Raw genomic sequence first — 12,252 nt, forward strand, 5'->3', positions numbered from 1 at the left:
ATGAAGATCAAGAAGGGCGACACCGTCGTGGTGATCGCCGGCAAGGACAAGGGAGCGAAGGGGAAGGTCATCCAGGCCTACCCCGAGCGTGACCGCGTCCTGGTCGAGGGCGTGAACCGGATCAAGAAGCACACCCGGGTCAGCCAGAACCAGCGCGGCGCCCAGTCCGGCGGCATCGTCACGCAGGAGGCCGCCATCCACGTCTCGAACGTGATGGTCGTCGACTCCGAGGGCAAGCCGACGCGCGTGGGCCGCCAGGTCACCCGCGACGAGGACGGCAAGCGGTCCAGCGTTCGGGTCTCCCGGAGCACCGGGAAGGAGATCTGACGTGACCAGCACCGAGGAGAAGACGATCCCGAGGCTCAAGCAGCGCTACCGCGACGAGATCGCGCCGCAGCTGCGTGAGCAGTTCGAGTACCCCAACGTCATGCAGATCCCCGGCGTCGTGAAGGTCGTCGTGAACATGGGTGTCGGCGACGCCGCCCGTGACGCGAAGCTGATCGACGGCGCCATGCGCGATCTCGCGACCATCACCGGTCAGAAGCCGCAGATGCGGCGGGCGACCAAGTCCATCGCGCAGTTCAAGCTGCGCGAGGGCATGCCGATCGGCGCGAAGGTCACCCTCCGCAGCGACCGGATGTGGGAGTTCCTGGACCGGCTGCTGACGATCGCCCTGCCGCGCATCCGGGACTTCCGCGGTCTGTCGAGCACGCAGTTCGACGGCCGGGGCAACTACACGTTCGGCCTGAACGAGCAGTCGATGTTCCACGAGATCGACCCCGACTCGATCGACCGTCCGCGCGGCATGGACATCACGGTCGTCACCACGGCGACGACCGACGACGAGGGCCGTGCGCTGCTCCGCAAGCTCGGCTTCCCTTTCAAGGAGGCATGAGACATGGCCAAGAAGGCGCTCCGCATCAAGGCCGCGGCCGTTCCGAAGTTCAAGGTCCGCGGCTACACCCGCTGCCAGAAGTGCGGACGGCCCCGTGCCGTGCTGCGCAAGTTCGGCCTCTGCCGGATCTGCGTCCGCGAGATGGCCCACGCCGGCGAGCTGCCGGGCGTGAGCAAGTCCTCCTGGTAGTTCCTCCTTCCTCCAGATCGTCACAGGCCCCCGGGTGAGAGCCCGGGGGAACCAGGCGGGAAAGCAGTGACGTCACCATGACGATGACCGATCCCATCGCGGACATGCTCACGCGTCTCCGCAACGCCAACTCGGCGTACCACGACCGCGTGGTCATGCCGCACTCCAAGCTCAAGGTGTCGATCGCCGAGATCCTCCAGCGCGAGGGCTACATCGCGTCGCACTCCGTCGAGGACGCCGAGGTCGGCAAGTCCCTGGTCATCGAGCTGAAGTACGGGCGCAACCGCGAGCGGAGCATCGCCGGCCTGCGCCGGGTCTCTAAGCCCGGCCTGCGCGTCTACGCCAAGTCCACGAACCTGCCGCGCGTGCTCGGCGGTCTGGGCGTGGCCATCATCTCCACGTCCGCCGGTCTCCAGACCGAGCGGCAAGCACACAAGAACGGCGTGGGCGGAGAAGTCCTCGCCTACGTCTGGTGAGGGGGTAACACCATGTCCCGAATCGGGAAGCTGCCCATCACCGTGCCGTCCGGTGTGGATGTCCAGATCGACGGCCGTACGGTGACCGTCAAGGGCCCCAAGGGCACCCTGACGCACACCGTCATCGAGCCGATCACGGTCGAGCGCGACGACGACGGCACCGTGCTCGTCAAGCGTCCGGACGACGAGCGGCGCAGCAAGGCCTACCACGGCCTGTCGCGCACGCTGGTCAACAACCTCATGCTCGGCGTCACCGCCGGCTACGAGAAGAAGCTCGAGATCGTCGGCGTCGGCTACCGCGTCGCCCTCAAGGCCGGCAACCTCGAGTTCGCGCTCGGGTTCAGCCACCCCGTGGTCGTCCAGCCGCCCGAGGGCATCACCTTCGTCGTCGAGACCCCGAACAAGTTCTCCGTTCAGGGCATCGACAAGCAGCTGGTCGGCGAGACCGCCGCCAACATCCGCAAGATCAGGAAGCCCGAGCCCTACAAGGGCAAGGGCGTGCGGTACGCCGGCGAGAACGTGCGCCGCAAGGTCGGGAAGACGGGTAAGTAATGGCCGAGACGATCAGTGCGGCCGCCAAGAAGCGGACCGCCTCCCAGGTGTCGGCCAAGCGCCGCACCGCAGTCACGCGCCGGCACGCCCGGCTCCGCAAGAAGGTCAGCGGCAGCCCGGAGCGTCCGCGCCTCGCGGTCAAGCGCAGCTCGCGGCACATCGTCGTGCAGCTCATCGACGACCTCGCGGGCCGCACGCTGGCCTCGGCGTCGACGATGGAGGCCGACGTCCGCGCCTTCGACGGCGACAAGAAGGCCCGTGCGGCCAAGGTCGGCGAGCTCGTGGCCGCCCGTGCGCGCGAGGCCGGCGTCACCTCCGTCGTGTTCGACCGCGGTGGCTTCGGCTACCACGGTCGGATCGCGGCGCTGGCCGACGCCGCCCGCGAGGGTGGGCTGGAGTTCTGATGGTGAACAACATGGAAGGGAACCACTGATGCCGGGACGTGCACGGCGCGACGGCGGAGGGCCCGGTGGGTCCGGTGGGCCCAACAGCGGGCCCGGTGGCGAGCGCAGCAACTCGGGTGGTGGCCGTGACCGTCGCGACAGCGGCGGCCGGGGCGGCGCCCAGGACAAGACCCCGTACATCGAGCGGTTGGTCACGATCAACCGCGTCGCCAAGGTCGTCAAGGGCGGTCGGCGCTTCAGCTTCACCGCGCTGATGATCGTCGGCGACGGCGACGGCCTGGTGGGTGTCGGCTACGGCAAGGCCAAGGAGGTGCCCGCGGCGATCGCCAAGGGTGTGGAGGAGGCGAAGAAGAACTTCTTCCGCGTCCCCCGCATCGGCGGCACGATCGTCCACCGGGTGCAGGGCGAGGCCGCAGCCGGCGTCGTCCTCCTCCGCCCGGCCAGCCCCGGTACCGGCGTCATCGCCGGTGGCCCGGTGCGTGCCGTGCTGGAGTGCGCCGGGATCCACGACATCCTCTCCAAGAGCCTGGGCTCCGACAACGCGATCAACGTCGTGCACGCCACGATCGCCGCGTTGAAGATGATCCAGCGCCCGGAGGAGGTGGCGGCCCGCCGTGGCCTGCCGCTCGAGGACGTCGCCCCGGCCCAGATGATGCGCGCGCGGGCGGAAGCCGCGCAGGCGGCGAGGGCCTGATGTCGAAGCTGATCATCACCCAGCGCAAGAGCGTCATCGGCGCCAAGGCCAACCAGCGCGCCACGATGCTCTCGCTCGGGCTGCGCAAGATCCGCCAGACGGTGGAGAAGGACGACACCCCGCAGATCCGGGGCATGGTCCACACCGTCCGGCACCTCGTGACGGTTGAGGAGGTGTCCTCGTGAGCGAGTCCACCATCAAGATCCACCACCTGCGCCCCGCGCCGGGTGCGAAGACCGCCAAGACCCGCGTCGGACGCGGTGAGGGCGGCAAGGGCGGCAAGACCGCCGGCCGCGGTACCAAGGGCACGCGCGCCCGCAAGGGCGTGCCCGCGGGCTTCGAGGGTGGGCAGATGCCGCTGCACATGCGGCTGCCCAAGCTGAAGGGTTTCAAGAACCGCTTCCGCGTGGAGTTCCAGGTCGTGAACGTCGGCGACCTGGCCACCCTGTTCCCGCAGGGCGGCACGGTCGGCCCCGACGAGCTCGTCGAGGCCGGCGCGGTGCGTCGCAACCAGCCCGTCAAGGTGCTGGGCAACGGCGACCTGGACGGCGTGAAGCTCACCGTGAGTGCGCACGCGTTCTCCGGCAGTGCCCGCGACAAGATCGCGGCAGCAGGCGGGTCCGTCACCGAGCTGTGACTCCCGTTCGGTGCGGACCGGCGCCATCGTGCGCCGGTCCGCGCCGTGGGGGCGGCACAGCCGCTGTTAGGGTTCTGCGCGGTCGCCCCAGTGCCGCCGCGGCAGCCCGCGACGCGGGGGCCACCAGTACAGGAGGATCACACCAGTGCTCAGCGCTTTCCGGTCGGCACTGACCACGCCGGATCTCCGGAAGAAGATCCTCTTCACTCTCGGGATCGTCGCGGTCTACCGGCTCGGTGCCACCATCCCGTCGCCCGGCGTGTCGTACCCCGCCGTGCAGCAGTGCATCGCCGACGTCTCGGGCGGGGCGAACTCCAGCGTCTACTCGCTGATCAACCTGTTCTCCGGCGGGGCGCTGCTCCAGCTCTCGATCTTCGCGCTGGGCATCATGCCCTACATCACGTCGAGCATCATCGTGCAGCTGCTCACCGTGGTCATCCCGCGGTTCGAGCAGCTGAAGAAGGAAGGGCAGTCGGGCCAGGCCAAGCTGACCCAGTACACCCGCTACCTCACGATCGCGCTGGGCATCCTCCAGGCCACGGGCATCGTCGCGCTGGCCGACCGCGGGCAGCTGTTCCAGGGCTGCACGCAGGACATCATCCCGGGCAACAGCGTCTTCGACCTCGCCCTGATCGTCGTCGTCATGACGGCGGGCACCGCGGTGATCATGTGGCTGGGCGAGCAGGTCACCGAGCGGGGCGTCGGCAACGGCATGTCGCTGCTGATCTTCGCCTCGATCGCGGCGCGGATCCCGGCCGAGGGCGCCAACATCCTCAACAACCCCGAGGGCGGGCCGCTGATCTTCGCCGGGGTCTGCGTCTTCGGTCTGGCGATCATCGCGAGCGTCGTGTTCGTCGAGCAGGGGCAGCGACGCATCCCGGTCCAGTACGCGAAGCGGATGGTCGGGCGCCGGATGTACGGCGGCACGTCGACCTACCTCCCGCTCAAGGTGAACCAGGCCGGCGTCATCCCGGTCATCTTCGGGTCCTCGCTGCTGTACCTGCCGCAGCTGATCTCGCAGCTCGTCGGCACCGAGTCCGGGGCGGTGCAGCAGTTCGTCCAGACCTACCTGGTCGACCAGTCCAATCCGGTGCACATCCTGCTGTACGTCGCGCTGATCATCTTCTTCACGTACTTCTACGTCGGGATCACGTTCAACCCCGACGAGCGGGCCGACGAGATGAAGAAGTTCGGCGGGTTCATCCCCGGCATCCGTCCGGGACGGCCCACTGCGGAGTACCTGAACTTCGTGCTCTCCCGCATCACCCTGCCGGGATCGCTCTACCTCGGCCTCATCGCGGTGCTCCCGAACTTCTTCCTCGGCATCACCGGTTCGGGTCAGAACCAGAACTTCCCCTTCGGCGGCACCGCGGTGCTGATCATGGTCGGAGTGGGGCTCGACACCGTGAAGCAGATCGAGAGCCAGCTCATGCAGCGCAACTACGAGGGCTTCCTGCGCTAACGTCGCATCGACAACCTGTAGAACAACTGGGGAAGGCGGGTTCACGTGCGACTCGTTCTGGTCGGACCGCCGGGCGCGGGCAAGGGAACTCAGGCGGAGCGGATGGCGGAGCGCCTCGACGTCCCGCACATCTCCACCGGTGACCTGTTCCGGGCGAACCTCAAGGAGGAGACCCCGCTCGGCATCGAGGCGAAGCGCTACATGGACGCAGGCGACCTGGTGCCCGACGAGGTCACCGTCGCCATGGTCCGCGAGCGCCTCACGGAGCCCGACGCCGCGAAGGGGTTCATCCTCGACGGCTTCCCACGGACCGCGCCGCAGGCCGAGTCGCTGGCCGGGCTGCTCAAGGACCAGGGTCTGGAGCTCGACGCGGTCGTGGAGTTCTCCGTGTCCGACGAGGTGGTCGTGGAGCGCCTCACCGGGCGCGGCCGCAGCGACGACACCGAGGACGTCATCCGGCGCCGCCAGCAGGTCTACCGCGACGACACCGCGCCCCTGCTCGAGTACTACGCCGACCGCCTGGTCAGCGTCGACGCCGTGGGCTCCGTCGAGGAGATCACCGACCGGGTCTTCGACGCCCTCCCGGCGTCGTGAGCCGGGGGCGCGGCGGCGTTCGCGGTCTCGTGGCGAGGCTGCGCGGCCGGGACATCGAGCTGAAGACGGCGGGTGAGCTGGAGGCCATGCGGGCCTCCGGCGCGCTCGTCGCCCGCACGCTGGCGGCGGTCACCGCGCTGGCCAAGCCGGGCGTCAGCAGCGGTGAGCTCGACGCGCTGGCCGAGCAGACCATCCGCGACGGCGGCGCCGTGCCCTCCTTCCTCGGCTACCACGGGTTCCCGGCGTCGATCTGCGCGTCGGTGAACGAGCAGATCGTGCACGGCATCCCGTCGGCAGGCACCGTGCTCGCCGACGGCGACCTGATCTCCGTCGACTGCGGGGCGATCCTCGACGGCTGGCACGGCGACGCCGCGGTGACGATCGCCGTCGGGTCCGTCGCCGAGGCCGACCTCAAGCTGTCGGCGGCCTGCGAGGCCGCCCTGCACGCCGGGATCGCCGCGGTGGTGCCCGGCGGGCGGCTCTCCGACATCTCGCACGCGGTGCAGGTGGCGTGCGAGGAGGCCGGGACCCGCGACGGCGTCGAGTACGGGATCGTCGCCGAGTACGGCGGTCACGGGATCGGCACGTCGATGCACATGGACCCGTTCCTGCCCAACCACGGCGAGCCCGGACAGGGCCCGCGCCTGCGCCCCGGCATGGCGCTGGCGGTGGAGCCGATGCTCACCGGCGGCGACCCGGAGACCCTCGAGCTGGCCGACGGCTGGACCGTCGTCACCGCCGACGGCAGCCGCGCGGTGCACTGGGAGCACAGCGTCGCGATCACCGACGACGGGCCGCGGATCCTCACGCTCCCCTGACGGGACTGAATCGGTCGAGCCGCACGAACCGGCCCAACACTGATCACACGGCGGGTCCGGTGGTCGGGTCACTGGGCTAGGTTCCCGCCATGACTGCAGCAAACGGGGGCACCACCGTCGGTGTGCCCCGCGAGTCCGGAGCGGGGGAGCGCCGGGTCGCGCTGGTCCCCAAGGTGGTGGAGAAGCTCGTCGCCAGGGGCGTCGGGATCGTCGTCGAGTCCGGCGCCGGGCTCGGTGCCCTGATCCCCGACGACCTCTACGTCGCGGCCGGGGCCACGATCGGCGACCCGTGGTCGTCCGACGTCGTGGTCAAGGTGGCGCCGCCGAGCACCGAGGAGATCGGGCGGCTCCGGTCCGGCGCCACGCTCATCGGCTTCCTCGCCCCGCGCACCGCACCCGAGTCGCTGGCCGCGCTGAAGGCCGCCGGCGTGGTGGCGTTCGCGATGGAGGCCATCCCGCGCATCTCCCGCGCCCAGTCGATGGACGCGCTCTCGTCCCAGGGCAACGTGGCCGGGTACAAGGCCGTGCTGCTCGCGGCCGAGCGCTCCACGCGCTTCTTCCCGATGCTGACCACGGCGGCGGGCACCGTGAAGCCCGCCCAGGCCCTGATCCTCGGGGTGGGCGTCGCCGGGCTCCAGGCGCTGGCCACCGCGAAGCGGCTCGGCGCCCGCACCACCGGCTACGACGTGCGTCCCGAGGTCGCCGACCAGGTGAAGTCCCTCGGCGCGCAGTGGCTCGACCTCGGGATCGAGGCGGTCGGCGAGGGCGGCTACGCCCGCGAGCTCACCGACGACGAGCGCACCGAGCAGCAGAAGCGGCTCGAGGAGGCGATCACCGGCTTCGACGTCGTGATCACCACCGCGAACGTGCCGGGGCGCAAGGCCCCCACGCTGGTCACCGCGAAGGCGGTGGAGGGCATGCGGCCGGGCAGCGTCGTCGTCGACATGGCGGGGGAGAGCGGCGGCAACTGCGAGCTCACCGAGCCGGGCGAGGTCGTCGTCAAGCACGACGTCACGATCGCCTCGCCGCTCAACCTGCCCGCGACGATGCCCGAGCACGCCTCGGAGCTCTACGCGCGCAACGTCTCCGCGCTGCTGGAGCTGATGCTCGACAAGGAGGGCGCGCTGGCGCCCGACTTCGACGACGAGGTGCTCGCGAAGTCCTGCGTCACCCGGGAGGAGAGCTGATGGACGTCGCCGTACTGGCCGCCGACGCGGCCGAGGCGGGCTCGTCGGGCCTGCTCGCCAACATCGCGATCCTCGTCCTGGCCGGCTTCGTCGGCTTCGCGGTGATCTCGAAGGTGCCCAACACGCTGCACACGCCGCTCATGTCGGGCACGAACGCCATCCACGGCATCGTGCTGCTCGGCGGCCTGATCGTGCTCGGCCGGCTGGAGAACCCCTCCGTCGGCGACGCGATCATCCTGGTGGTCGCGATCGCCTTCGGCATGATCAACGTGATCGGCGGATTCCTGGTCACCGACCGGATGCTCGGCATGTTCAAGGCCAAGCCCGTGCAGAAGAAGGGCGACTCCTGATGGACGTGCTGATCCCGGTCCTCTACATCATCGCCTTCGGCCTGTTCATCTACGGCCTGATGGGGCTCACCGGCCCGAAGACGGCGGTGCGCGGCAACAAGATCGCCGCGGTCGGCATGACGATCGCCGTGGTCGCCACGCTGCTCACCGTCACGCACAACTGGATCCTGATCATCGTCGGGCTCGTGATCGGCACGGTCCTGGGCGTGCCGTCGGCCCAGAAGGTGCAGATGACGGCGATCCCGCAGATGGTCGCGCTGTTCAACGGCGTCGGCGGTGGCGCGGTGGCGCTGATCGCGTGGTCGGAGTTCCGCACCACGGAGTCGTTCTCCGGCGAGCCGACCTACGTGATCGTCGCGTCGCTGTTCGCGGCGATCATCGGCTCGGTCTCGTTCTGGGGCTCGATCATCGCCTACGGCAAGCTGCAGGAGATCCTCCCCGGCCGCCCGATCGGGCTCGGCCGCGCGCAGCAGTTCGTCAACCTGCTGCTGCTGGCCGGCGCGATCGCGTGCGCCGTCGTGGCCGGGCTGGGCGGGGCGGCCGAGATCTGGATCATCGGGCTGCTGGTGGTCGCGGCGGTGCTCGGCGTGCTCGTGGTGCTGCCCATCGGCGGCGCCGACATGCCGGTCGTCATCTCGCTGCTCAACGCGCTCACCGGCCTCTCGGCGGCGGCGGCCGGCCTCGCGCTCGACAACACCGCGATGATTGTCGCGGGCATGATCGTCGGGGCGTCGGGCTCGATCCTGACCAACCAGATGGCCGTGGCGATGAACCGCACGATCCCGGCGATCGTCGCGGGCGGGTTCGGCGGAACCACGCTGGTGCCCGGCGCCGACGACGGCGTCGACCGCACCGTGAAGTCGACGTCCGCGGCCGACGCCGCGGTCCAGATGGCGTACGCGTCGTCGGTGATCGTGGTGCCCGGCTACGGGCTCGCCGTCGCGCAGGCGCAGCACGCCGTCAAGGACATGGCGAAGCTGCTCGAGGCGAAGGGCGTCGAGGTCAAGTACGCCATCCACCCCGTCGCCGGGCGCATGCCGGGGCACATGAACGTCCTGCTCGCCGAGGCCGACGTCTCCTACGACGCGCTCAAGGAGATGGACGACATCAACGACGAGTTCTCCCGCACCGACGTCACGCTGGTGATCGGGGCGAACGACGTCACCAACCCGGCGGCGCGGTCGGACTCGTCGAGCCCGATCTACGGGATGCCGATCCTCAACGTCGACCAGAGCCACTCGGTCATCGTGCTCAAGCGCTCGATGAGCAGCGGCTTCGCCGGCATCGACAACCCGCTGTTCTACGCCGACAACACCTCGATGCTGTTCGGTGACGCGAAGAAGTCGGTCGCGGAGGTCACCGAGGAGCTCAAGGCGCTGTAGCGGTCGGGGGGAGTACGGTCGCCCGCGTGGTGGCCGTGCTCGCCCTCGCCGACGTCGGACGCGCCGACGTCGCGCTGGCCGGTGGCAAGGGCGCGAACCTCGGCGAGCTGATGCGGGCCGGGCTGCCGGTGCCGCCCGGTTTCGTGGTCCCCACCCCGGCCTACGCCGCCTTCGTGGCCGACGCGGGGATCGGGGCCGAGGTGGTGGCGCTGGCCCGGGCCGGGGAGCCCGACGCGGCCGACCGGATCGGGGCGCTGTTCGCCGGGCACCCGCTGACCGGACCCGTGGCCGACGCGGTGGTGCGGGCCTACGCCGACCTCGGCGGCGGTCCGGTCGCGGTCCGCTCCTCGGCCACCGTGGAGGACCTCGAGGGCGCCAGCTCCGCCGGGCAGCAGGACACCTACCTGCACCGCACCGGGGCCGACGCGGTGCTCGCGGCCGTCCGCGACTGCTGGGCCTCGCTGTGGACCGCGCGGGCGATGGCCTACCGCGCCCGCGCGGGCGTCGACCCGGGGTCGGTGAGCCTGGCCGTCGTGGTGCAGCGGATGGTCGCGGCGCGCTCGTCGGGCGTCCTGTTCACCGCCGACCCGGCCAGCGGGCGTCGCGACCGGGCGGCGGTGAGCGCGGCGTGGGGGCTGGGTGAGTCGGTCGTCGGTGGCACGGTGAGCACCGACGACCTCGTCGTCGACACGGCCACCGGCGCCGTCGTCAGCCGGACGGTGGCCGACAAGGCGGTGATGACGGTCGCCACCGCGACCGGGACGCGCGAGGACCCGGTGCCGGAGAACCGGCGCCGGACGGCGGTGCTCGACGACGCCGCGGCGGCCGAGCTGGTGGCGCTCGGCGTCCGGATCGCCGGGCTGTTCGGCTCGCCCCAGGACGTCGAGTGGGCGCGCGACGCCGACGGGGCGTTCCACGTCGTCCAGGCCCGGCCGATCACCGCGCTGCCGGAGCCGACCGGCGACGTGCCGACGAGCTGGCCGGTGCCCCACCCGGGCGGCACGTACTTCCGCGCGAGCATCGTCGAACAGCTGCCCGACCCCCTGACGCCGCTGTTCGCCGACCTGGTCGACGGCTCGGTGAGCCGCTCGCTCGGCGCGCTCATGGCGACCGCGTTCGGCGCCCCGCTGCGCGACGGTGACCTGTCGTTCCCCACCGTCAACGGCTACGCGTACTACTTCTACCGCAACACCGGACTGATCCGGATGCTGCTGCGCACGCCGCAGGCCGGGCGGGCGCTGCTCGGGCGCGGCGCCGGTGAGCTGCGCGGCGGCGTCGACGGGTGGCGGGAGCGGTCGCACCCCGCCTACGTCGCCGAGGTGCGCGCGTGGTCCGGTCGCGACCCGGCCGGGCTCACCGGCGCCGAGATCCTCGACGGCGTGGGCGCCCTGCTCGACGCGGGCACGCGGTACTACACGGCGGTGCAGTCGATCATCCCGCTCGCGGCTGGGTCGGAGATCGTGTTCGCCGCGTTCTACGACGCGCTCGTGCGCCGCGCCGGCGACCCGGCCGCGTCGACGTTCCTCGTGGGTTTCGACAGCCGTCCGCTGCAGGCCGAGACGTCCCTCTACGACCTCGCGCACGCCCCGCGCGACGCCGCCTGGGACGAGCGGTTCCGCGCCCACCTCGCCGCGTTCGGGCACACCGTCTACAACCTGGACTTCGCGAGCCCCGTCCCCGCAGACGACCCCGGGCCGCTGCACGCGACGATCCGGTTCTTCGCCGACGGCGGGGGCACCGACCCCTACGAGCGGCAGCGCCGCGCGGCCGCGCTGCGCGACGAGCTGACCCGCGTCACCCGGGCCCGGCTCGACCCGCTGCGGCGCGCGCTGTTCGACCGGCTGCTCGCCGCCGCGCAGCGCACCGGGCCGGTGCGCGAGGACGCGCTGGCCGACGTCGGGCTGGCCTGGCCCGCGATGCGCCGGATGCTGCGCGAGCTCGGGCGCCGGCTCGTCGACGACGGGGTGGTGGCCGACGCCGACGACGTGTTCTGGCTGCGGCACGCCGAGCTGCGCGGCTACGTCGACGGCGTGCGCGCCGACCACCGGGCCGACGTCGACGCGCGGCGGATGGTCTGGCGCGGGCAGCGCCGGGCCACCCCGCCGCAGCTGCTGCCCGAGCGGCCCTGGATGAGCCGCCTGCTCGGGGCGGTGATGCCGGGCCGCGAGGGCGTGCAGACCGGCCCGGTCGTCCGCGGCACCGGCGCGAGCGCGGGGCAGGTGACGGCCCGGGCCCGCGTCCTCGACGGGCCGGGCGACTTCGCCGACCTCGTACCGGGCGAGGTGCTCGTCGCCCGCATCACCACCCCCGCGTGGACGCCGCTGTTCGCGATGGCCGCCGCCGTCGTCACCGACATCGGCGGGCCGCTGAGCCACGGGTCGATCGTCGCCCGTGAGTACGGCATCCCGGCGGTGCTCGGCACGGGGTCGGCGACCGGCCGGATCCGGACCGGGCAGCCGGTGCGGGTCGACGGGGACGCCGGCACCGTGACGCTGCTCGACGAGCCCGCCGCCGCGGAGCCCGCCGTCCCCCGGCGGTGGCCGGGGTGGGTGGCGGCGGCCGTCGTCGCCGGGCTGATCGTCCGTCGCCTGCGCCGCTGACGGCGCTACGGT

Annotated in this window: 16 protein-coding genes; all 16 read left to right on the forward strand. The window is 71.4% G+C overall.

Annotated features, from left to right (window positions below; translation table 11 throughout):
• The 16 genes from rplX (at nt 1) to H6H00_RS12280 (ending at nt 12,240) form a co-directional block, all read left to right on the forward strand.
• Nucleotides 1–327: a 50S ribosomal protein L24 gene (gene rplX, locus H6H00_RS12205; RefSeq protein ID WP_185721388.1), complete on the forward strand. Its 327-nt coding sequence runs from the start codon at nt 1–3 to the stop codon at nt 325–327.
• A gap of 1 nt (nt 328) precedes the next feature.
• Complete coding sequence (gene rplE, locus H6H00_RS12210) at nt 329–895, forward strand: 50S ribosomal protein L5 (protein WP_255425706.1); 567 nt, start codon at nt 329–331, stop codon at nt 893–895.
• Nucleotides 896–898: 3 nt separating this feature from the next.
• Entirely contained in the window at nt 899–1,084 is a 186-nt protein-coding gene (locus H6H00_RS12215; protein WP_141278868.1) for a type Z 30S ribosomal protein S14, read from the forward strand.
• Nucleotides 1,085–1,161: 77 nt separating this feature from the next.
• On the forward strand, nt 1,162–1,560 hold the full coding sequence (gene rpsH, locus H6H00_RS12220; protein ID WP_141278869.1) for a 30S ribosomal protein S8: 399 nt from the start codon (nt 1,162–1,164) through the stop codon (nt 1,558–1,560).
• Nucleotides 1,561–1,572: 12 nt separating this feature from the next.
• Nucleotides 1,573–2,112 (forward strand): 50S ribosomal protein L6, encoded by a 540-nt coding sequence (gene rplF, locus H6H00_RS12225; protein WP_185721389.1) that lies wholly within the window; start codon nt 1,573–1,575, stop codon nt 2,110–2,112.
• The gene (gene rplR / locus H6H00_RS12230; protein ID WP_185721390.1) at nt 2,112–2,516 is read left to right on the forward strand and encodes a 50S ribosomal protein L18; all 405 of its coding nucleotides are present in this window, start codon (nt 2,112–2,114) and stop codon (nt 2,514–2,516) included. The genes rplF and rplR overlap by 1 nt, the downstream gene beginning before the upstream one ends.
• 28 nt (nt 2,517–2,544) lie before the next feature.
• Nucleotides 2,545–3,210 (forward strand): 30S ribosomal protein S5, encoded by a 666-nt coding sequence (rpsE, locus tag H6H00_RS12235; RefSeq protein WP_185721391.1) that lies wholly within the window; start codon nt 2,545–2,547, stop codon nt 3,208–3,210.
• Nucleotides 3,210–3,395, forward strand: coding sequence for a 50S ribosomal protein L30 (rpmD, locus tag H6H00_RS12240; RefSeq protein WP_185721392.1), 186 nt, complete (start codon nt 3,210–3,212; stop codon nt 3,393–3,395). The genes rpsE and rpmD overlap by 1 nt, the downstream gene beginning before the upstream one ends.
• A complete protein-coding gene (gene rplO / locus H6H00_RS12245; protein WP_141278875.1) occupies nt 3,392–3,847 on the forward strand; it encodes a 50S ribosomal protein L15 in 456 nt (151 codons plus the stop codon). The genes rpmD and rplO overlap by 4 nt, the downstream gene beginning before the upstream one ends.
• 145 nt (nt 3,848–3,992) lie before the next feature.
• Nucleotides 3,993–5,309, forward strand: a complete 1,317-nt coding sequence (secY, locus tag H6H00_RS12250; protein ID WP_185721393.1) for a preprotein translocase subunit SecY — start codon at nt 3,993–3,995, stop codon at nt 5,307–5,309.
• Nucleotides 5,310–5,354: 45 nt separating this feature from the next.
• Nucleotides 5,355–5,903, forward strand: a complete 549-nt coding sequence (locus H6H00_RS12255) for an adenylate kinase (RefSeq protein ID WP_185721394.1) — start codon at nt 5,355–5,357, stop codon at nt 5,901–5,903.
• 29 nt (nt 5,904–5,932) lie between these two features.
• Nucleotides 5,933–6,721, forward strand: a complete 789-nt coding sequence (map, locus tag H6H00_RS12260; RefSeq protein ID WP_255425707.1) for a type I methionyl aminopeptidase — start codon at nt 5,933–5,935, stop codon at nt 6,719–6,721.
• Nucleotides 6,722–6,810: 89 nt separating this feature from the next.
• On the forward strand, nt 6,811–7,908 hold the full coding sequence (locus H6H00_RS12265; protein ID WP_185721396.1) for a Re/Si-specific NAD(P)(+) transhydrogenase subunit alpha: 1,098 nt from the start codon (nt 6,811–6,813) through the stop codon (nt 7,906–7,908).
• On the forward strand, nt 7,908–8,258 hold the full coding sequence (locus tag H6H00_RS12270) for an NAD(P) transhydrogenase subunit alpha part 2 (protein ID WP_185721397.1): 351 nt from the start codon (nt 7,908–7,910) through the stop codon (nt 8,256–8,258). Before H6H00_RS12265 ends, H6H00_RS12270 begins: the two co-directional genes overlap by 1 nt.
• Nucleotides 8,258–9,640, forward strand: coding sequence for an NAD(P)(+) transhydrogenase (Re/Si-specific) subunit beta (locus H6H00_RS12275; protein ID WP_185721398.1), 1,383 nt, complete (start codon nt 8,258–8,260; stop codon nt 9,638–9,640). The genes H6H00_RS12270 and H6H00_RS12275 overlap by 1 nt, the downstream gene beginning before the upstream one ends.
• 26 nt (nt 9,641–9,666) lie before the next feature.
• Nucleotides 9,667–12,240, forward strand: coding sequence for a PEP/pyruvate-binding domain-containing protein (locus H6H00_RS12280; protein WP_221775862.1), 2,574 nt, complete (start codon nt 9,667–9,669; stop codon nt 12,238–12,240).
• Nucleotides 12,241–12,252 lie beyond the last annotated feature (12 nt).

Source organism: Pseudonocardia petroleophila (assembly GCF_014235185.1).
Taxonomy (GTDB): Bacteria; Actinomycetota; Actinomycetes; order Mycobacteriales; family Pseudonocardiaceae; genus Pseudonocardia; species Pseudonocardia petroleophila.